This window comes from Oxalobacter formigenes, from assembly GCF_002127965.1.
Taxonomy (GTDB): domain Bacteria; phylum Pseudomonadota; class Gammaproteobacteria; order Burkholderiales; family Burkholderiaceae_D; genus Oxalobacter; species Oxalobacter formigenes.
The window spans coordinates 279,975-301,890 of the sequence record NZ_CP018787.1; the positions used below are offsets into that span (position 1 = coordinate 279,975).

General features: G+C 48.6%; 19 protein-coding genes. 13 read left to right on the top strand and 6 right to left on the bottom strand.

All coding sequences use genetic code 11. The features are described from left to right. Positions 1 to 18: 18 nt before the first annotated feature. The 4 genes from BRW83_RS01445 to dnaA all read right to left on the bottom strand — a co-directional run bounded on the left by BRW83_RS01445 (position 19) and on the right by dnaA (position 6,516). The gene (locus tag BRW83_RS01445; RefSeq protein WP_005882227.1) at positions 19 to 1,146 is read right to left on the bottom strand and encodes an AI-2E family transporter; all 1,128 of its coding nucleotides are present in this window, start codon (positions 1,144 to 1,146) and stop codon (positions 19 to 21) included. A gap of 225 nt (positions 1,147 to 1,371) precedes the next feature. Beyond that, entirely contained in the window at positions 1,372 to 3,864 is a 2,493-nt protein-coding gene (gene gyrB, locus BRW83_RS01450; protein WP_005882225.1) for a DNA topoisomerase (ATP-hydrolyzing) subunit B, read from the bottom strand. 106 nt (positions 3,865 to 3,970) lie between these two features. After that, positions 3,971 to 5,077, bottom strand: a complete 1,107-nt coding sequence (dnaN, locus tag BRW83_RS01455) for a DNA polymerase III subunit beta (protein WP_005882222.1) — start codon at positions 5,075 to 5,077, stop codon at positions 3,971 to 3,973. A 59-nt stretch (positions 5,078 to 5,136) separates the two neighbouring features. Then, positions 5,137 to 6,516 carry a chromosomal replication initiator protein DnaA gene (dnaA, locus tag BRW83_RS01460; RefSeq protein ID WP_005882221.1) on the bottom strand — a complete coding sequence of 460 codons (1,380 nt, stop codon included), beginning with the start codon at positions 6,514 to 6,516 and terminating at the stop codon, positions 5,137 to 5,139. 365 nt (positions 6,517 to 6,881) lie between these two features. Here dnaA and rpmH point away from each other — a divergent pair, with 365 nt between their 5' ends. From rpmH to trpC, 13 genes are all read left to right on the top strand, one after another. Further along, positions 6,882 to 7,016, top strand: a complete 135-nt coding sequence (gene rpmH, locus BRW83_RS01470; RefSeq protein WP_036603280.1) for a 50S ribosomal protein L34 — start codon at positions 6,882 to 6,884, stop codon at positions 7,014 to 7,016. Between the two features lie 23 nt (positions 7,017 to 7,039). After that, positions 7,040 to 7,417 carry a ribonuclease P protein component gene (gene rnpA / locus BRW83_RS01475; protein WP_005882217.1) on the top strand — a complete coding sequence of 126 codons (378 nt, stop codon included), beginning with the start codon at positions 7,040 to 7,042 and terminating at the stop codon, positions 7,415 to 7,417. After that, complete coding sequence (gene yidD, locus BRW83_RS01480; protein ID WP_005882215.1) at positions 7,417 to 7,695, top strand: membrane protein insertion efficiency factor YidD; 279 nt, start codon at positions 7,417 to 7,419, stop codon at positions 7,693 to 7,695. The genes rnpA and yidD overlap by 1 nt, the downstream gene beginning before the upstream one ends. Positions 7,696 to 7,705: 10 nt before the next feature. After that, positions 7,706 to 9,385 (top strand): membrane protein insertase YidC, encoded by a 1,680-nt coding sequence (gene yidC, locus BRW83_RS01485; protein ID WP_005882213.1) that lies wholly within the window; start codon positions 7,706 to 7,708, stop codon positions 9,383 to 9,385. Between the two features lie 71 nt (positions 9,386 to 9,456). Continuing rightward, entirely contained in the window at positions 9,457 to 10,173 is a 717-nt protein-coding gene (locus BRW83_RS01490; RefSeq protein WP_036603276.1) for a pyrimidine 5'-nucleotidase, read from the top strand. A gap of 24 nt (positions 10,174 to 10,197) precedes the next feature. Continuing rightward, entirely contained in the window at positions 10,198 to 10,773 is a 576-nt protein-coding gene (slmA, locus tag BRW83_RS01495) for a nucleoid occlusion factor SlmA (RefSeq protein ID WP_005882209.1), read from the top strand. 147 nt (positions 10,774 to 10,920) lie between these two features. Then, a complete protein-coding gene (locus BRW83_RS01500; protein WP_050757750.1) occupies positions 10,921 to 11,715 on the top strand; it encodes a prepilin peptidase in 795 nt (264 codons plus the stop codon). Between the two features lie 25 nt (positions 11,716 to 11,740). Continuing rightward, on the top strand, positions 11,741 to 12,361 hold the full coding sequence (gene coaE, locus BRW83_RS01505) for a dephospho-CoA kinase (RefSeq protein ID WP_086131818.1): 621 nt from the start codon (positions 11,741 to 11,743) through the stop codon (positions 12,359 to 12,361). A gap of 80 nt (positions 12,362 to 12,441) precedes the next feature. Further along, positions 12,442 to 13,191: a cell division protein ZapD gene (gene zapD, locus BRW83_RS01510; protein ID WP_005882203.1), complete on the top strand. Its 750-nt coding sequence runs from the start codon at positions 12,442 to 12,444 to the stop codon at positions 13,189 to 13,191. Between the two features lies 1 nt (position 13,192). Then, entirely contained in the window at positions 13,193 to 13,372 is a 180-nt protein-coding gene (gene yacG, locus BRW83_RS01515; protein WP_005882200.1) for a DNA gyrase inhibitor YacG, read from the top strand. Positions 13,373 to 13,633: 261 nt separating this feature from the next. Beyond that, positions 13,634 to 14,197: an anthranilate synthase component II gene (locus tag BRW83_RS01520; RefSeq protein WP_005882199.1), complete on the top strand. Its 564-nt coding sequence runs from the start codon at positions 13,634 to 13,636 to the stop codon at positions 14,195 to 14,197. A gap of 2 nt (positions 14,198 to 14,199) precedes the next feature. Continuing rightward, entirely contained in the window at positions 14,200 to 15,240 is a 1,041-nt protein-coding gene (trpD, locus tag BRW83_RS01525; RefSeq protein ID WP_005882198.1) for an anthranilate phosphoribosyltransferase, read from the top strand. Between the two features lie 11 nt (positions 15,241 to 15,251). Then, positions 15,252 to 16,052 carry an indole-3-glycerol phosphate synthase TrpC gene (gene trpC / locus BRW83_RS01530; RefSeq protein WP_005882196.1) on the top strand — a complete coding sequence of 267 codons (801 nt, stop codon included), beginning with the start codon at positions 15,252 to 15,254 and terminating at the stop codon, positions 16,050 to 16,052. Positions 16,053 to 16,092: 40 nt separating this feature from the next. Here trpC and BRW83_RS01535 read toward each other — a convergent pair whose 3' ends face one another. Both BRW83_RS01535 and metH read right to left on the bottom strand, forming a co-directional pair. Further along, on the bottom strand, positions 16,093 to 17,916 hold the full coding sequence (locus BRW83_RS01535; RefSeq protein WP_005882194.1) for a M61 family metallopeptidase: 1,824 nt from the start codon (positions 17,914 to 17,916) through the stop codon (positions 16,093 to 16,095). A 30-nt stretch (positions 17,917 to 17,946) separates the two neighbouring features. After that, a complete protein-coding gene (metH, locus tag BRW83_RS01540) occupies positions 17,947 to 21,708 on the bottom strand; it encodes a methionine synthase (RefSeq protein ID WP_005882192.1) in 3,762 nt (1,253 codons plus the stop codon). Positions 21,709 to 21,916: the final 208 nt, after the last annotated feature.

Consider the following 21,916-nt stretch of genomic DNA (forward strand, 5'->3'; position numbering starts at 1 on the left):
ATATGGAAAAGTTCATTGCTACAAAGATTCCGCCGAATCATCGAAAGCGGTTGGCAAAGTAATATCCCTTTTGTATCCGGTGGCCTTGAGCCGCCACAGATGAAGCAGAAAGGCACTGGCCGTTAGCGTAATGGGGCCCAGAATGACCCCGGAGGCGCCATAGACAAGAATGCCGCCTGCCAGCGCGATGAACGCAACAATCGTATGTAATTTGAGTTTTTTGCTGACCAGAATGGGATAAAGGACATTGTTTACCACTCCTCCCACCACAATCCCCCAGATAACCAGAACTAAAGCCTGGGCCCAATATCCATCCAGAGCCAGATAGACCGCGGCCGGTATCCAGATAATATAGGAACCCAAAAGTGGAATGATCGACAGAATTCCCATAATCGATCCCCACAACAGGGGTGCGGGAAGTCCTAGAACCCAGAACATGAAACCGGATAGAAAACCTTTTACTGCCGAAACAGCCAGAGTACCGAAAACAGTCGCTCGAATGGTGTCGTTGACGACCTTGAAAAGACCGTTCGTTTCCCGGCCGCAAAGCGGCGAAAATCGTCTCACCGTCCGCAGGATTTCATTACGATCCCTGAGAAAATAAAAAAGAAGATAAAACGTCAGGACAATGACAATAATCTGTATGAAAGACGATCGTAAAAACAAAGTCACCTGAGCGGTCAGCCATGACGTAAGATTATTGACGGCCTGATGGATATTCAGGTGATTTTCAAGCCAGTATACAGCTCTTCCGACAAAAGGCATGCTTTCCAGATTGTCTTGCCATTCTCCCGAACTGACCCTGTCCATGATTAATGTTGCGCCCCTGTCGACTTCCAGAACGACACGAATGACCATCCACATGACCGGAATGACCACAATGATTATCGCCAGCGCGGATGTGAGCATGGCCGCAATATTCTTCTTCTTCAGTTTTTTTAAAATACGCCTGTGAATAGGCATGAATAAAACCGCCAGCGCGAGGGCCCATGCCAGTGAAGACAGGAATGGAACCGTCATCAGATAGCAGAGGAATACCCCCAGTATCGTTATCCCGAGCTGTATGAAAGACCGGATATGATTGCGGGATTTCCAGTCTTCTTTTTCCGGAAGAAGCGCTTCTTCCCTGATTTCATTCGTATTCATGGCGCTGACATGAAAAAACGTGGCAGTGATTCGAAGTGTCTTTGATGTCACGTTACGTTAAATTCATATATCGGCCATGAGTGAAGTCAAATGACGTTCAGCTCGGGTTTTTTCAAGAGGGGAAAAGCCGAAAGGAAATTCAAGGGTGAATGAAAAGCAGTGAACGTATGAAAAAAGCTGTTTCACGTTTTCGTGAAACAGCTTTGAATAAAGGCGGGAAGAAAATCAGACGTCGATATTGCCGGCCAGAAGTGCATGATTTTCAATAAACGCCCGGCGTGGCTCGACATTGTCGCCCATCAGCGTCGTGAAAATCTGGTCCGCGGTGATGGCGTCTTCGATTTTGACTTTCAAAAGACGACGCATGGTCGGGTCCATCGTCGTTTCCCACAACTGATCCGGATTCATTTCACCCAGACCTTTATAACGTTGCTTGGAAATGCCTCTTTCAGCTTCGGAACGCAGCCATTGCATTGCCTGATGGAAGTTTTTCACAGCCAGCTGGCGCATGCGGTCACCTTCACCACGAGTGATCATGGCACCGGGTCCGATCAGGTTCAAAAATGCTGTGGCCGTTTTTTCCAGAGTCCGGTAATCATTGCCATATACGAAATCCTTGTCGAGTCTGGTGACGTGGGCATTGCCATAATGAGTTTTGATGACGGAGAGAGCAATATCACCGTTTTCATTATTCTCGACGTTGACTTCAACAGTTGGATCGTTAATGATTTTCGCCAGCGACCGGGCCGATTGTTCGGCTTCTTCCATTGAATTCAGGTTCAGCTTCGCACCGTTCATAATGGCGGACAATACATCCATGTCGATCATTCTTGAAATACGCTGGATGATGTTATAGGCGATGGTGTGCTGGTCAGCCATTTCCTTCAACTGTTCACCGGCAATCGGTTCTGCACCTTCACGTGGCGTCAATGAAGCGCCCTGAAGGGCTATCGACATCATGTGATTGGCTTCTTCCAGATCGTCTTTCAGATAACGCTCGTCCTTGCCGTTCTTGATTTTGTATAAAGGAGGCTGGGCAATGTATACGTAGCCTCTTTCGACCAGCTGCGGCATCTGGCGGTAGAACAGGGTCAAGAGCAATGTACGGATGTGGGCTCCGTCCACATCGGCATCGGTCATGATAATGATGCGATGATAACGGAGCTTGTCGATATTGAACTCATCCGGGCCGATACTGGTACCCAGTGTCGCAATCAGGGTCGTGATCTGCTCGGAAGAAAGCATTTTCTCGTATCGGGATTTTTCGACGTTCAACACCTTGCCGCGCAAAGGCAGGATCGCCTGGAATTTGCGGTCTCTTCCCTGTTTTGCCGAACCGCCCGCCGAATCCCCTTCGACGAGATACAGTTCACACATGGAAGGATCTTTTTCCTGACAGTCGGCCAGTTTTGCGGAAAGGCCAAGTCCATCCAGAACACCTTTCCTGCGTGTCAGTTCACGTGCCTTGCGTGCCGCTTCACGGGCACGGGCGGCCTCGACGATTTTCGAGCAAATGATTTTTGCGTCGTTCGGCTTTTCCTGCAGGAAGTCGGTCAGGGTTTTCGTGATGATTTCCTCGACAGGGCCACGGACTTCGGAAGAGACCAGCTTGTCTTTCGTTTGGGAGCTGAATTTCGGTTCCGGGACTTTTACCGAAAGCACACAGGTGAGTCCCTCACGCATATCGTCGCCGGTAACGTCAACCTTGGCTTTTTTGGCCAGCTCGTTTTCCTCGATGTAGCGGTTGATAACGCGTGTCATCGCGGCACGCAGGCCGGTCAGATGGGTACCGCCATCACGCTGCGGAATATTGTTCGTGAAACAAAGCACCTGTTCGTTGTACGAATCGTTCCATTGCATCGAAATATCGACGTAAATCGGTGTTCCCAACTCGGACATCCGTTCGCCGGTTGCCTGAAAAATCGTAGGGTGCAAGACGCTTTTGCCGCGATTGATATATTCGACGAATCCGCGCGTGCCGCCTTCGTAGGCAAAAATTTCTTCCTTGCCGGTACGCTGGTCGGTCAGGCGAATACGGACGCCATTGTTCAAAAACGACAATTCACGGATTCTTCGGGCGAGAACTTCATACTGGAACTCGATTGTCGTGAAAATCGTCGGGTCAGGCCAGAACTGGACGCGTGTGCCCTGTTTGTCGGATACCCCGACAATCTTGATTGGCGAGCATTCGACGCCATTGATCATCTCGACGGAATTGTTTTGCGGGAGTCCCTGTGCAAATTCCATGTAATGCTCTTTGCCGTCGCGCCAGATGGTCAGCTTCAACAGGGTGGACAGGCCATTGACGCAGGAAACGCCGACGCCATGCAGCCCACCGGAAACCTTGTACGAGTTCTGGTCGAATTTGCCTCCGGCATGGAGTTCAGTCATGACGATTTCGGCAGCGCTGCGTCTGGGTGTGTTTTTATCGTCAAATTTGATACCGGTCGGAACGCCACGGCCGTTATCGACCACGGATACGGAATTATCCGCGTGCAGCGTGACGTGGATCTCTGTACAGAAACCGGCAAGGGCTTCATCGATCGAGTTATCCAGCACTTCAAAAACCAGATGATGCAGACCGGTACCATCCGACGTATCGCCGATATACATCCCGGGCCGTTTTCGAACAGCTTCCAGGCCTTCCAGAATCTGAATGGAGGAAACGCCATAGTTTTCTTCGTTCTGCTGAACATCGTTTTGTGAATTTTGCGACATGGAACTGTTTTCCTTAAAACGCCGATTGTCGTAATGCCGGGTAGGGCACTACGACATGACTCAATGCATTGATCTTCAAATCATCAATAACGGGTCTGTTGCACGATTAAATACGCATCGGCATAACAACATATTTGAAATCCGAATTGTCGGGAACGGAGACCAGTGCGGAAGAATTGGCGTCACCCAGTTCTACGCTGACCTGTTCATTTTTCAGATTTCCCAGAACATCCAAAAGATAGGTGACGTTGAATCCGATATCGATACTGTCACCGCCATAGTCGAGTTCGATTTCCTCGATGGCTTCTTCCTGATCGGCATTGGTAGAACTGATTTTCAGACTGCCGGGGGCCAGTATGCAACGGATACCCTTGAATTTGTCACTTGTCATGATGGCGGCACGCTGCAGGGCTCTTTGCAACTGTTCACGCGAAAGTGTGAATTTGTTTTTGTAGCCTTTTGGAATAACACGGGTGTAATCAGGGAACTTGCCTTCCACCAGTTTCGAAATGAGTTCGACGTCACCGAAAACGAATCTGACCTGACCGCCGGAAAAATCGATACGGACCGGTTCGTCGCTGTCTTCAAGCAATCTTTGCAATTCAAGAATGGTTTTACGCGGGATGATGACGTCGTTTTTGGAAAATTCCTGATCGGTTTCCATCTGGCAGAAGGCCAGACGGTGACCGTCGGTCGCGACAGCCGTCATTTTATTACCGTCAACCTGCAAAAGCAGGCCGTTCAGATAATAACGGATGTCCTGCTGCGCCATTGAAAAGTAAACCATCCCCAGAAGGTTCTTCAGTGCCTTTTGAGAGACTGTGACAGACGTTTCATATTCAGCCGGTTGCGAGACGATCGGAAAATCGTCGGCAGGCAAGGTCTGAAGGGAAAAACGGGATTTGCCAGCCTGAACAACGAGTCGCTTGTCATTTTGGGAAATGGCGATATCGGACGTATCCGGCAATGCGCGAAGAATGTCGAGAAGCTTGCGTGCGGCGACCGTTGTCGTCGTATTTTCTTCATTCGTACCGATTTCGGCATGCGTGACGATCTGGATTTCCGTGTCTGTCGACAGGAAAGAAACCGCTTCACCTTCTTTCCTGATCAAAATGTTGGCCAGAATCGGCAAGGTATGTCTGCGTTCCACGATACCGCTAACGATCTGCAGTGGGCGAAGAAGATTGTCTCTGCCGGTTTTTACCAGTTGCATGTTCTTATCCTTGAAAATTTAATTGTTCTTTATCCCAAGATCTTCCAATTGTAATGCTGTCAACCTTTCAGAGTTTGTTCCAGCACATGAAGCTCATGATTGCATTCAGGATTTTTCAACCTGTCCTGTGCAATTTTGCGAACAGCGTGCAAAACAGTCGTATGGTCACGTCCACCAAACAATTCCCCGATCTCGGGCAGGCTTTTTTGAGTCAATTCTTTTGTCAAATACATGGCGATCTGACGCGGCCTTGCAATATTGGCCGGACGTCGTTTCGAATACATATCGGCAACCTTGATACGAAAGAAGTCGGCAACCGTCTTCTGGATATTTTCAACCGAAATCTGGCGGTTTTGTACGTTCAGCAAATCCTTTAAAGCTTCCTTTGTCAGCTCGATAGTGATATCCCTGCCGTGGAAACGGGAGAAAGCCAGTATCTTTCTGAGAGCGCCTTCAAGTTCACGAACGTTTGAACGCAGGTGTTTTGCCACGAAAAAAGCGACGTCGTCGGAAAGCTGGATTCCTTCCTGGCAGGCCTTTTTGATCAGAATGGCCACACGCATTTCCAGTTCGGGCGGTTCGATGGCAACCGTCAGGCCGGAATCGAAACGGGAAGTCAGCCGGTCATCCATCCCCGATATTTCTTTCGGATAGGTGTCGCTGGTGATAATGATCTGTTTTCGTGCTGCAATCAGCGCTTCAAAGGCATAGAAAAATTCTTCTTGTGTACGGCTCTTGCCGGAAAAGAACTGGATATCGTCGATCAGAAGCATGTCCAGTGAATGGTAGTAACGCTTGAAGTCGTCGAACCCCTTGCGCTGATAGGCGGTGACGACATCCCTGACGTACTGTTCGGCGTGGATATAACGGATTTTGGCCGAAGGTGTGTCGGCAAGAACCTGATTGCCGATGGCATGAATCAAATGGGTTTTGCCAAGGCCGACACCACCGAACAAATAAAGCGGGTTATATGATACGCCCGGATTGTTGGCAACCTGAATGGCTGCCGCACGGGCAAGCTGGTTTGCTTTGCCGGTGACGAAACTGTCGAAAGTCATTTCAACATTGATCCGGCTCTGTTCGCGTGTAGGGGTATCGGAAACGTGACTTCTTTGACTGGTTTCAGCTGTTTCCGAAGGCATAACCGGTTCAGGCTTCGGTTGTGACGGAGCCGGTTTTGAAGGAGACGCCGAACGTGTTCCCGGATTCAACATGAACTGCACATCAACCGTCGATTCCAGAAACTGGCAGGCCAGGGAGGTAATACGATCGGCATATTGTGTTTTTACCCAATCCAGCTTGAAGCGATTGGGAGCGGCAACACGTAAAATGCCGTCCTTGTAATCGAGCGGCACCAGAGGCTTGATCCAGGCGCTATACTGCTGCGGAGTCAGTTCCGATTCCAGTTGGGACAAGCAGCTCTGCCAAAATTTTTCCATAATTCCAATCGACTAAACATCAGTTACCGGTTGACTTGACGCGGCTGGTCATTGCCAGTATTCCGGACAAAAAGGCGTGGATGCACTGTCCGGGGAAAGTCAAAATATTCAATAAACACTTTTCCAATAAGTTGCTATTTTACCTTGAATTAGGCAAGTTATCCACAGGCGCCGTCTGTTTTTTCACCTATTTCTGTCATGAAATACAGATTCATATTGACAGGATGGTGAAAATTACGGTCTAATCATTGGTTCCTTGCGCATAATTGATGCCTTGCCATGGTTAATATGACCGATCAGCCGGTATTTTAACGGGGCAACTGGCATCGGATTTTGAATTTTTTTTGCTGATTAGCGAGACCATCATGAAACGTACTTATCAACCTTCAGTTGTGCGTCGCAAACGCACCCACGGCTTCCGTGCCCGTATGGCGACCAAAGGCGGCCGTGCAGTTTTAAATGCACGTCGTGCCAAAGGCCGTAAACGTTTGGCTGTATAACCAGACGATGTTCAGCTGGTTGTGTGAACAGAAATTTTTCTTCCGATCGGCGTATCGTTAAAACGGATGATTTTTCATCCGTTTTTCGTATGCGTCCCCGTGCGCGGACGAAACATTTTGTTATGTACGCACGCCCCAACCAGCTGGAAAGTGCACGACTCGGAATTGTCGTTGCCAAGCGGTTCGCACATCGGGCCGTAACGCGAAATACAATCAAACGGCTGTGTCGCGAAACATTCCGCTGTATACAAATTCCTGCAATGGATTGTATTATCCGTTTGACGTCACCAGTTAATACACGGAAAGATCCTGCCACAAACCGGCAGGTAAAACGCATTCTCAGGGCGGAACTGGACCAGTTGATCGCCTCTTCGGGAATGAACCAGAAAAGCAGGCAATGATGCAATCACCATTAAAATGGTTGCTTATCGTTTTAATTCGGGGATATCAGTTGTGCATTAGCCCATTCATAGGGCAAAATTGTCGTTTTTACCCGAGTTGTTCTCAATATGCAATCGAAGCCATTTCGGTTCATGGCTGTTTGAAAGGGTGTTATCTCACTTTTATACGGCTGTGCAAATGTCATCCCTTGCATCCGGGAGGAGTCGATCCCGTCCCCGCGAGAAAATCCGGTTGTGCCTGTAGTTCATCATTGAAAAATGATGACAAAGATATTTGAAAAGTAGATTATGGAAGCCAAAAAACGTACTACGTTGTTGCTGATTCTGGCGGTTTCGCTTTTTTTCCTTTGGGATAACTGGCAGGTGTACAGAGGCGGCAAGTCCCTTATTTTTACACAGGAAAAAGCGAAAAAATCCGAAACCCAGACCGGACTGCCTGAAGTACCTGTCCAGACTGCTTCTGTTACTGCAGAAGAAAATCCTGCCGCAGATGCATCAAATGCAGTTGCCAAAAAAGAAGAACCCAAAAAACAGCCTGTCGAACTGGTATCGATAACGACCGACGTTTTCAAGGTCCAGATCAATCCGGACGGTGGCGTTTTCCAGAATCTGGAATTGCTCAAGTATCCGGATAATGTCGATTCCACCAAGGATATGGTTCTTTTTGAATCGGCGCCCCCAAGAATATATCTGGCACAAACCGGCCTGACCGGTGGTTTGTATCCGAATCATGCGACCCGTTTCCATATCCGTCCCGGTGAAAGAACGCTTGGTGAGAATAGCGATGAAGTCAAACTCGTTATGGATGCCGAACAGGATGGCGTTCGCCTGACCAAGACATATACTTTCAAACGCGGCAGTTATGTCATCGATGTCGACCAGAAAGTCACGAATCTGAGTCATGAGCCGATCAATGCGTCCCTGTATCTGCAATTGCTCCGGGACAGCGAAAGACCGGAAGGCCAGTCGAGATTCATCAGTACCTTTACGGGGCCGGCGGTTTATTCTGAAGAGGACAAATTCCAGAAGATCAAATTCGACAATATCGGCGAAGGAAAAATGGATCATGCGATCAAGACCGACAATGGTTGGGTCGGTATGGTTCAGCATTATTTCGTTTCCGCTTTCATTCCGCAGGATAAAGTTGCCCGCGAAAACTATACGAAAAAAGTGGGTGAGAACCTGTATGCCATCGGTACGGTCATTCCACTGGGTACGATCGCCCCGAATGCCAGCGCTTCCAATGACACGAGACTGTATGTCGGTCCCCAGGAATCCAAACTGCTGGAAAAAACGGCTCCGGGTCTTGAACTGGTCAAGGATTATGGCTGGCTGACGATCATTGCCAAGCCGATTTTCTGGCTGATGACTCACATTCACAATGAAGTGGGCAACTGGGGCTGGACCATTATTCTCCTGACCTGTCTGATCAAGCTGATTTTCGCCCCGCTGTCTGCGGCCAGCTATCGCAGCATGGCGAAAATGAAGCAGTTCACCCCGAGAATCACGGAACTCCGTGAAAGATACAAAGACGACAAACAACGCATGAACAAGGAATTGATGGGCTTGTACAAGGCCGAAAAAATCAATCCTCTGGGCGGGTGTCTGCCGGTTGTGATCCAGATTCCGGTCTTCATTTCCCTGTACTGGGTACTTCTCGCCAGCGTTGAGATCAGAAACGCTCCCTGGCTGGGCTGGATTCAGAATCTGGCAGCGCCTGATCCTTATTACATTTTGCCGATTATCATGGCCGGTTCGATGTTCATCCAGCAAAAGATGAGCCCGCCACCGCCTGATCCGATGCAGGCCAAAATGATGATGTTTTTGCCGATCGCCTTTTCGATTACGTTCTTCTTCTTCCCGTCCGGTCTGGTTCTGTACTGGGTCGTCAACAATCTGTTGTCGATTGCACAGCAGTACTGGATTACGAAGAAATATGACAATACGAAAACGAAGAAACCGGCCTGAAATCTGGTTTCTGACAGTGAAAAAGCCCGTGCATGCATGGGCTTTTTTATGAGCGAACTGCGGATTCATCAATGATTTGGTTATTTGATCTGGACAATACCCTGCATAATGCATCTCTGGCGATTTTTCCAAGAATCAGTCAGAACATGAATGGCTATATTGCAGAGAAATACAGCTCTGTTGGGAAGAAACTGACCCCGGAACAGGCGGATCAGTTACGTATCGCTTTCTGGAAGCGCTTTGGTGCGACATTGCTGGGAATCAGCCGGATTTATAACAGCAAAGCGAGGGATTTTCTGAAAAGTGCGCATCAGTTCGACAATCTGGATTCACTGATTCATGCAGAAAGAGGTTTGTCCGTACTGTTGAAAAATCTGCCGGGCAAAAAAATCCTATTGACGAATTCGGCTTACAGCTATTCGAAAAACGTGCTGGAAATACTCGGGCTGTCATCTGTTTTCGATGAGCATATATCAATTGAATCGATGCGAGTGCATGGAATACTGGAACCCAAGCCATCGAAGAAATTCTTTCGCAAGTTCCTGATGAAGAAAAAAGTGAAGCCAGGTGATTGCATACTGGTTGAAGATAACATCCATATTTTGAAAACAGCCAAATCTTTGGGAATAAAAACCGTTCTGGTGACCCGGTACCTGAATGAGAGCCGACATTCAAATCATGCCTATCCTGTCGTGTACCGGAAACAGCCATTTTCCAGACCGCCTTATGTCGATCTGAAAGTTTCATCCGTTCGTCAGCTGTCCCGACGTTTAAACCGAATTCATTAATTCTTTTCATATATTTTATCCATCATGGGAAATACCAAAACCGGAGAAAGAAAGTTACAAATCCTGCAGGCGCTGGCGCAAATGCTCGAACAACCACGGAGTGAAAAGATAACGACTGCAGCACTTGCAAAGCATCTCTCGCTATCTGAAGCGGCCCTTTACAGGCACTTTGCAAGCAAGGCCCAGATGTTTGAAGGACTGATTGAATTCATTGAATCGAGCATATTCGGGCTGATCAACCAGATCGATGAAAAGGAAGAAAATGGCTTGTTACAGGCCCAGTCTGTAGCCATGCTGATTCTCAATTTTGCCGAAAAAAATCCCGGTATGACCCGGGTCATGATCGGTGATGCGCTGATCAATGAAGATGCACGCCTGCAGTTGAGAATGAACCAGTTTTTTGACCGTATCGAACTGGCGTTGAAACAAAGCATGAAAATTGCGGTGACACAGGGACAATTCAGCGAAGAAAACATCAATTCGAGAAGCAATTTGATGATGAGCTATCTGATCGGCCGTTTGTACCGTTTTGTCAAAACCCAGTTCAAACAGAATCCGACTGAAGACATGATTCCCCAGATCAATTTCATTTTAAGCTGATACCTGTGATATCTGATTGCTGAAACAGACGGCTTCTTGTTATTGTTGTCAAAACAGGACTTTTGCCGTTTTTTTCGCCGTTGTTCTTCTGTCAGGCCTTTTTTCGGGAGTATCTCACGCAGTTTCGATTCAAATGGAGTTGACGGTATGCTGCTAATCCTTATCGCTCTGGTTGCCGGTTTTTTCATTGGTTGCTTACTGGATCGTCTGGTGTCGAGTATCGTCAATTTTATTCATGAAAAAGAAAAAGGTACCGAGATTGGTGCAATCTCCTGTGCTCCTGCAAGGCAGACTTTTTTTGCCAGAGAATTTCCGTTAAAGGGTATTTCCGCTTTACTGGCAGGATATATCCACCCCATCTTTAAAAACGGTCGCAATCTTGAATTTCTGACAGTAAAGACAAGCCTTCTCGTTCTGATATCGTCGGTTTTTTCCGGAATCGTTGCGTGGCACTTCGGGGCGACGTTAAACGGAATGGCGGCATTATTATGTCTTTATTTTCTGATTTCGCTCGGATTCATCGATTCGGGTACAGGGTATCTTCCGGATTGTCTGACTTATCCTTTTTTGTGGGCCGGGCTTCTTGTCAATATAAAGGCTGCGTTCGTCCCGCTTCACATAGCTGTCATAAGTGCCTTGTCCGCTTATCTGATCTGTCGTACGGCCAATGCGGTTTTCAGATTTGTCACAGGAAACGATGGAATGGGTTATGGCGATTTCAAGATGATTGCGGCACTCGGAGCATGGTTCGGCTGGATATGCCTGGTCTTTATCGTTATCATGGCTTCGCTTTTGGCGATCGTTATCGGATTGGTCGGAATATTCTCCGGTCGGACCCGTTTTGAGAAATTTTTTCCATTTGGCCCCTATCTGTCGATAGCCACACTGCCGATTCTTTTATATGGAAGAATACTAATGCAGACCCTGAATGATTTTTCTTAAATTTTTGATGAAGAATTTGCCTAAAATGAGCTATAAGGATTTCTCAATCGGTTTGACCGGCGGAATCGGCAGTGGAAAAACCATGGTTGCCAATTTGTTTGCAGAGCAGGGCGCTACTATCGTGGATACGGATGACGTGGCACGGAATTTGACACTCCCGGGCGGAGAGGCAATCGAGCCGATCCGGAAAGAGTTTGGTGAGGAATTCATACAACCGGACGGGGCGATGAACCGTTCACTGATGCGTGAGCTGGTATTTTCCAGGGCGGATGAACGCCTGAAACTGGAAGCGATATTGCATCCGCTGATCAGGAAAGTATCGATTGAACAGGCAGAGGCGGCTACAGGGACTTACGTCATATTTGTCATTCCGCTATTGGTCGAGTTGCCGATATGGCATGGAATGGGGACGAGGATTCTGGCAGTCGACTGTCCGGAAGAGTTACAGATAGAACGTGTCATGAAACGAAATAACATGAGCCGTGAACAGGTTACCGCCATCATGGCGGCACAGGCGACTCGCCAGCAGCGGCTGGCAATTGCGGACGATGTCATCGTAAATGACAAAAGTGTTGGAGAAGTTTTGAAAGAAGTGGTTATTTTGCATGCAAAATATACTGAAATGGCGCAAAAAACCGGTTTGTGAGCTCGCTTTGTTTGTATTTTTTCAATGCTTCGTTCAGAATCTTATTTAAATGAAACATCGGAATTGAAAGAGGAATCATTTTGATAACTTACGAATACCCTTTCAACGAACGTATCCGCACCCTGTTGCGGCTTGAGGATTTGCATGAAAGATTCAACTTTTTCCTGCATCAGAATCATGCCTTGCAACATCATGTTGCGTTAACTCTCGTCTTCGAAATGCTTGAAGTCGCTTCCCGTTCCGATTTGAAATCGGATCTGCTTCAGGAGCTCGAACGTCAGAAACAGATTCTGGCGGGATACCGGGAACATCCGAATATTCAAAAAGAAGTCCTTGACGATGTATTGAAAGAAATCGATCAGGTCAGTGCCGCGCTCGTCAATACTCTCGGAAAAACGGGGCAGAGCATTCGTGAAAACGAATGGCTGATGAGTGTCCGCGGAAGAACCATGATTCCAGGTGGCGCCTGTGAATTCGACTTGCCGTCCTATTATGCCTGGCAGCACCGGAGTACGGAAGAACGCTACAAGGACATCCAGAACTGGTTTTCTCCGATGGCGTCATTACTGGATGCGGTCGGGCTGGTCTTGCGACTGTTGAGGGCTTCCGGTGTACAATTCAAGGTCATTGCAGAATCGGGAAGCTACCAGCAGATGCTGCAGGGCAAGGTCCATCAGATGCTGCGTATCAAGGTGGAAGAAAAGAGTGGCGCGATTCCCGAAGCGTCGGCAAACAAATACATGTTATGGATACGGTTCACGAAGCAGGATGGCGATCTGAAGCCGAAACTGCTGGAAGAAGACGTATCGTGTGAATTGACTTTGTGCTGATATGGTTACAGTTGTTAAATGTCCCGTTTGCGGTAAAGATGTCGAATGGAAAGAGGCGAATGCCTATCGTCCATTCTGTTCCGAACGTTGCAAGCAAATCGATCTGGGTGCATGGGCGGATGAACAATACAAGGTTCCGGGTGCGGCAGAAGATGAAAATGACCGGGAAGAGCCTGTTTAGGCTTGACCGATATCCGTTATTGTTTTTAAATAAGCACGTTCACTTGATAAGTTAAACAAGTTAAGTAATAATCTGCACCATGTGCAAAAAAGTTCAATCAGCAGTTATCCTCCTTACCTTGCGCTGGCGTAAGCCTGTCGCCTGATATCCTCTTGCGCCTTTCGTGCGCGCAGCAATCCTTTATTTTTGACGGCCATTGTTTTTTGCCATCACTATTGCACGAATCATTTTTCCTTTTTACACAATTGCAAGGTGACGATCATGTTACTGATGATTGATAATTACGATTCGTTTACATATAACCTCGTTCAGTATTTCGGTGAACTGGGGGTCGATGTCCGGACTTTCCGGAACGATGAAATTACGCTCGATCAAATCGAGAAACTCAAACCTGACCATATCTGCATATCTCCGGGACCGAAAACCCCTTATGAAGCCGGCATCTCCCTTGAAGTCCTGACACATTTCGCCGGAAAAATCCCTCTTTTCGGAGTATGTCTGGGTCATCAGTCCATCGGTGCGGCGTTCGGTGGAAAAATCATCCGTGCCAGGCAGGTCATGCATGGAAAAACCTCTCCCGTATTTCATAAAAATGAAGGCGTTTTCCGTGGCTTGCCGAATCCGGTAACGATAACCCGGTACCATTCTCTGGCAATCGAGAGAGAAAGCCTGCCGGATTGCCTCGAAATCACGGCATGGACGGAAGATGGCGAAATCATGGGCGTGCGCCACAAACAATACGCCATTGAAGGGGTGCAATTCCATCCTGAATCCATTTTGTCCGAAGAGGGACATGCCCTGCTCAAAAACTTTATAGCGGAATAATCATGACAGCCAGTATCAAACCTCAGGAAGCGCTTCTAAGATGCATTGAACATCGTGAAATTTTTCATGATGAAATGTTGTCCCTGTTCCGCAGTATCATGAGCGGTGAAATGACCCCGGTCATGATCGCGGCCTTGACTGTCGGTTTTCGTGTAAAGAAAGAAACCGTCGGTGAAATCGCTGCCGCAGCCGAAGTGATGCGAGAGTTTTCCCTCAAGGTCAAAGTCGACGATACGGCAAACCTGCTCGATATTGTCGGAACCGGCGGTGATGGAGCGCATACCTTCAATATCTCGACCGCATCCATGTTTGTTGCAGCAGCCTGTGGCGCCAAGGTTGCAAAACATGGCAGCCGTAGCGTTTCTTCTTCTTCAGGAAGCGCCGATCTGCTGGAAGCCTTAAACGTCAATATCAACCTGTCTCCGGAACAGATAGCCCAGTCTATCGATAATGTCGGTATCGGCTTCATGTATGCGCCTAATCACCATTCGGCGATGAAACATGCCAAGGCTGTGCGTGAAGAGCTTGGCGTCAGGACGATTTTCAATATCCTCGGCCCTTTGACCAATCCGGCTTATGCCGACAATATGATGATGGGGGTATTCCATCCCGATCTGGTCGGCATTCAGGTTCGTGTTTTGCAGAAAATGGGCGTCAAGAGAGCGCTGGTTGTCTGGGGCCGGGACAATCTTGATGAGGTCTCGCTTGGAGCCAGTACGCTGGTCGGCGAGTTGTCCGACGGCAAGGTTCGCGAATACGACATTCATCCGGAAGATTTCGGGCTCAGAATGTATGCCAGCCGCAATTTTCAGGTTGAAAATGCACAGGAATCGAAAAAAATCGTTCTGGATGCACTGAACAATAAAGCGACACCCGCAACCGATATCATCGCATTGAATGCAGGAGCGGCTCTGTACGCGGCAGGTAATGCCACTTCGATTGCCGATGGCCTTGCACAGGCGCAGGCGGCCATCAAATCGGGAGCAGCGAGAATGAAGCTCGACCAGTTCGTCGGGTTTACCCAATCGATCAACGACAAATAACGGGCGGCAACATGTCTGACATACTGAAAAAAATCCTTTCCGTCAAAGAGGTTGAAATCGAATCCGCCAAAAGCCGGGAGTCGTTTTCCGCTTTGCGAAATAGGGTCGATAACGATATTGACCTGGAAGGGATACGCCGGAATTTCGAAGGAGCGCTTCGCCGGAAAATCGCAGCAGGTCATGCCGGAGTCATTGCTGAAGTGAAGAAAGCGTCGCCATCAAAAGGGGTAATTCGTGAAGCCTTTTATCCTGATGAAATCGCAAGAAGCTATGAAAAACATGGCGCGGCGTGTTTGTCAGTACTCACTGACAAGGATTTTTTCCAGGGATCTCCCGATTATCTGCGTCAAGCGAAAGCGGCCTGTTCGCTGCCTGTTTTACGCAAGGATTTCATGATCGATCCCTATCAGGTTTATGAAGCCGGAGCATGGGGTGCCGATTGTATTCTTCTGATCGTCGCCGCTTTGTCTGACAGCCAGATGGCGGAACTCGAAGCCTGCGCGTTCGAATTGGGGATGAATGTGCTGGTCGAGGTTCACAATGCCGAAGAACTGGAAAGGGCGCTTGCCTTGAAAACAAGCCTTTTGGGAATCAACAATCGCGATCTCCGGACGTTCAAGACATCCATACAAAACACGATCGACCTGTTGCCCGGCTTGCCGAAAGACAAACTGGTTGTCACGGAATCGGGCATTTTGCAAAAGGAAGACGTTCAGAAAATGCGTCAGGCCGGTGTCAATGCATTTCTGATTGGCGAAGCGTTCATGCGTGCGAAAGAGCCGGGGGAAGAGCTGGCGAAACTGTTCGCCTGACGAATTTGCCATCAGGCGAACGGGGTGTTGCAAATTCCGGTTATTCTGTTTTCTGAAGCCAGAGTTGTCTGGATTCCTTCATTGAAGGCGTTTCGTCTTTAGACAAGGTCAGAATGAATTTCGGGATGTGTTCATCGGCAAGAATAACGTCAAACTTCATCAACTCATCCCGGCGAAAAACGAAAGCCTCTACCTTTTCGCCGACTGAATAGCGTGAAAGCTGTTTTTCCAGATTCACCGCAGGGTTTTCCGAAGAGACCCTCAAACCATCGATGGCAAGCAGGACATCGCCAGCCGAGATACCTGCACGGTGGGCCGCTCCGCCTTCAAATACGTGAGTCACGACGCAATCGCTTCCGGAACGCTTGACGCGAATATCGAGACCCGGTTTTACATCGATATTGGCATCGTTCATGGAAATGCCGAAAGGAGAAAACAGCTCTGCCAACGGAATTTCAACTGTTCCGTAAATGTATTTCCTGAAGAACTCCTGTAATTCCAGTCCGCTGATTTCTTCAATAATCGCTTCCGCTTCCGTATCGGTAATGCCGCTGTCTTTACCATCGTAAAAATCGCGGCCATACCGGTGCCACAATGCCTGCATGACATCATCAAGCGATTTGTTATTGCCGGTACCGAGCCGGATCGTCAAATCAAGCGCAAGCGCAACAAGCGAACCCTTGGTGTAATAGCTGACCAGCGCATTGGGTGTATTTTCATCCTGTCGGTAATACTTGATCCAGGCATCGAAACTCGCTTCGGCAATGCTCTGTTTGAATCGGCCGCGTCCACGTGACACATTATTGATAGTCTGCGCAATCTGGTGCAAGTAAGTGCTTACATCCGTTATGCCGCTCCGGACAATAGTCAAGTCATCGTAATAACTCGTGAAACCTTCGAACATCCACAAAAGGCGTGTATAGGTTTCCTGTCGCAGATCGTAAGGGGCGAATACGGCCGGCTTGATCCGTTTGACATTCCATGTGTGGAAATACTCGTGACTGCACAGTCCGAGAAATTGCAGATAATCCTCGTCGATTTTCTGTTGTGGATTTTCCGCCCTGTTTTTCGATGGCAACGACGACCTTGAACAGAGCAGGGCGGTAGATGCACGATGTTCAAGACCCCCGTAGCCATTCTTGACGACCATGACAAAAAATACGTATCGTGAAACAGGTGCCTTTCGGGTTTCAGGCTCAAAAAGTGTGATTTCGGTTTCGCAGATTTTCCTGAGATCGTCTTCAATGCGTTTTAGATCCAGATTGGGAACTTTCCCTGTAATGGCGATTTCATGGGGCACGCCGCAAGCCTCGAACTGGCCCAAAATGAAGTTACCCATTTCGACAGGCGAATCGATCAATTCATCGTAATCCTTCGCCATGTACGTTCCGAAACCATAACGGGAAGCCTTGTGTTCCGGAAGTGCCGTTATAACCCGCCATGTATGCGCATCAGGTGAATCCGGTTTTTTGATATCGACGATGTGTGGCCGGTTTTCCAGTCCAACTGCTTCCAGGAAAACACTTGAACCATTGAAAAAAGCATGAGTCTGATCCACATGCGCTGATCGCACAGACAAATCCCAGGCATACACTTCATAGCTGACTGTAACCGGTCCGTCACAAGCTTCGGCCTGCCATGTATGTTTGTCGATTTTGTCCAGTTGAACGGTTTTGTTCTGGCAGGTCGCACGGATCTGGACGATATTTTTGGCAAATTCCCGGATCATATAGCTACCCGGTATCCATGCAGGCAACCTGAACAGTTGGCCGTTTTTGTCAGGATCGCTTACCGTCATCGATACCCTGAACAAATGACCGTTCAGATCGAAAGGTTCAATACAATATTGAATAGCTTGTGTCATGGCAATTCACTTGATAATCAGTCAGTCCATTCAGAGAATCGGAGCCAGCCATTTTGCAAGCTGTTCTTCCGACACGTTCCTTCTTTTAGCCATATCGCTTACCTGATCTTTCCCGATTTTCCCGATGGTGAAGTAATGGGCATCAGGATGGGCGAAATAAAAGCCGGTAATGGATGCCGTCGGCAACATGGCGTATGACTCCGTCAGCTTCATGCCGATTTCCTCACATCTCAATATCCGGAAGAGATCATCTTTCACCGTGTGTTCAGGACAGGAAGGATAACCCGGAGCAGGCCGGATGCCCCTGTATTGTTCCTTGATGAGCTGTTCATTCGTGAAAGTTTCATTGGAAGAATATCCCCACAAATCCTTTCTGACCAGTTCGTGCAGGTACTCGGCCAATGCCTCGACGAGACGGTCGGCAAGCGCCTTGAGCATGATAGCGTCATAGTCATCCAGTTCAGTTTCGAATTGCTCAAGATGTTTTTCGATTCCCAGACCGGCCGTGACGCCGAACATGCCGATGTAGTCCTTTATTCCTGAAGATTTCGGCGCAATGAAATCGGACATGCACTGATTCGGACGTGCAACGCCGTCGACAACCGGTTTTTCGTTTTGTTGACGGACACCGTAATAAGTGAAGGCGACCTTGGAACGCGATTCATCGGTATAGATTTCAATATCGTCATCGTTGACGGAGTTGGCCGGCATCAGCGCCAGCGTGGCGTTTGCCGTCAGCCATTTACCTTTGATCAGCTTCTCCAGCATCTTCTGTCCGTCTGCAAAAACCTTTCTGGCCATTTCACCGTGAACGGCATCGTTCAGGATGGTCGGATAAGAACCGGACAAATCCCATACCCTGAAAAACGGCGACCAGTCGATGTAATCGACCAGCGTGGCCAGATCGATGTTTTTCAGGAAACGCTGGCCGAGATAGGTCGGTCGTTTCGGTGCGTCTTTCCCTTCAAACGACAACTGAGCCTTGTTCTTGCGTGCATCTTCGATAGATAGCAGTTTCTGGGGTTTTTTCTGGGCATGCAATTCCCGGATATGCTCGTAATCGTCCGACAGAACCTTGAGATATTTCTCGCGGATACTGTCCGAAAGGAGCGCCTGAATGACAGTCACTGTTCGGGAGGCATCGGTGACATGGACAACCGGGCCTTCGTAATTCGGCGCAATCTTGACGGCTGTATGGGTTTTGCTGGTGGTAGCACCACCAATGAACAGCGGAATGTTGCGTGAGCGGAAATATTCGTCACGCTGCATTTCCCCGGCAACGTACATCATCTCTTCCAGAGACGGCGTGATCAGGCCGGACAGGCCAATGGCATCGGCGTTGACTTCCTTGGCCTTGGCAAGGATTTCCTCACATGGAACCATGACACCCAGATTGATGACTTCAAAGTTGTTACACTGCAAAACGACAGCGACGATGTTTTTGCCGATATCGTGAACATCGCCCTTGACCGTGGCAATAACGATCTTTCCGTTCGACTGGCTGCTTCCGCTCTGGCGCTTTTCTTCCTCGATGTAAGGGATCAGATGCGCGACGGCCTGTTTCATGACGCGTGCGGACTTGACAACCTGAGGGAGGAACATTTTGCCCTGTCCGAAGAGGTCGCCAACAGCATTCATCCCGTCCATCAAAGGGCCTTCGATGACTTCAATCGGTTTGCCGCCATTTTTGAGCGTATCCTGCAGCGCTTCTTCCGTGTCCTCAATGATGAAATCGGTTACGCCATGTACGAAGGCGTAAGACAGGCGTTTATTGACCGAGTCCTCCCTCCATTGAAGGTTTTCGCCTTCTTTTTTGGCTCCGGACTGGAATTCTCCGGCCACGTCGATCAGGCGTTCAGTCGCATCTTCCCGGCGGTTCAGGACGGCGTCTTCAACCCGTTCACGCAAGGCTTCCGGAATTTCGTCATAAACACCCATCATGCCAGCGTTGACGATACCCATCGTCATTCCGGCTGAAATGGCGTGATAGAGGAAAACGGTATGGATGGCTTCACGGGCAGGATTGTTGCCGCGTAAACTGAAACTGACGTTGGAAACACCACCGCTGATTCTTGCATTCGGCAGGTTATCCCTGATCCAGCGGGTCGCTTCGATAAAATCGACTGCATAATTGTTATGCTCTTCGATACCGGTCGCAATAGCAAAAATATTCGGATCGAAAATAATGTCTTCGGAAGGAAAACCGATCTGGTTGACCAGCAGGTCGTAAGCCCGTTTGCAGATATCGATTTTACGCTGGTACGTGTCGGCCTGCCCCTTTTCATCGAATGCCATCACGATAATGGCTGCACCATAACGGCGGCACAGTTTGGCGTGATGAATGAATTCTTCTTCACCGTTTTTCAGTGAAATGGAATTGACGATCGATTTGCCTTGCAGGCATTTCAACCCGGCTTCGATCACTTCCCATTTGGACGAGTCCAGCATCACCGGAACACGCGAGATTTCCGGTTCGGACGCAATCAGATTCAAAAAACGATGCATGGCGCTGACAGAATCCAGCATCGCCTCATCCATATTGATATCGATGATCTGGGCGCCGTTTTCAACCTGCTGACGGGCGACTGCGAGCGCGTTGTCGTATTCCTCGTTCAAAATCATCCGTGCGAATGCTTTGGAGCCTGTTACGTTAGTCCGTTCGCCGACATTGACGAATAATGAACTGTCGTCGATAGTAAATGGTTCCAGTCCGGACAGGCGCATGGCAGGTGGAATGGTCGGGACTTTTCTAGGAGGCAAAGGTGTGACCGCTTTTGCGATAGCGCGAATATGATCGGGCGTCGTACCGCAACATCCGCCGACAACATTGATAAATCCGCTTTCGGCGAATTCCTTCAGGAAGGCCGACGTATCTTCAGGCAGCTCGTCAAAGCCTGTTTCACTCATCGGGTTGGGTAAGCCTGCATTTGGATAAATACAGATATGTGTATCGGCAATCCGGGAGATTTCCTCAACATAAGGTCTCATCAGCGCAGCCCCCAGCGCGCAGTTCAGCCCGACCGTCAGGGGACGGGCATGGCGGATGGAATACCAGAAAGCCGTCACTGTCTGTCCCGACAGGATACGTCCGGACGCGTCTGTCACAGTACCGGAAATCATGATGGGCAATTTTTTGCCGGACTCTTCGAAGAACGTATCGATTGCGAAAAGAGCTGCTTTGCAGTTCAAGGTATCGAAAACCGTTTCGACCAGCAGCAGATCGGCGCCTCCTTCAACCAGTCCCCTTATCTGTTCCAGATAGGCCTCGACCAGTTGGTCGAAAGTCACATTGCGGGCACCCGGGTCGCTCACGTCTGGAGAGATCGAAGCGGTTCGGGGAGTCGGCCCGATAGAACCTGCCACGAAACGGGGGTGATCAGGCGTTGAATACTTGTCGCAAATTTCCCGGGCGATTTTCGCCGATTGCACATTCATCTCATAAACGAGATGTGACATGTGATAATCGCTCTGGGCAATCGATGTCGCGCCAAACGTATTCGTCTCGATCACGTCGGCACCAGCTTTCAGGTATTCTTCATGAATGGCTGAAATGATATGCGGCTGGGTCAGTGACAACAGTTCATTGTTGCCCTTGACGAACAGTTCCCGTTCGCTTTCGGACGCAGGAGGGGCGAAATTCGCAAACCGGCCTTCCGGGCCGCCCCGATAATCCTCTTCGGTCAGTCCGTAGCGCTGGATCATTGTACCCATTGCACCGTCCAGAACCAGAATGCGTTTGGACATGATTTCGCGAAGACGGGCTTCAGTAGAGGTTTTTTCTGTCGAGGTCATTTTTATTGATGAAAACTGTTTAATTATTTCCGGATTCCGATTGTGTCAAAAAGGGAGCAACAAGGTGAAAATTATACTGTAATCAAGCAGACCAGACGAACGGCCCGGTTGATATGGATTGTCCAAACCCAACATCGTCTCATTTGTCATATATAAAATGGAAAAACGGATTTACTTTTATATTTGATAAACGATATAAAGATTGATG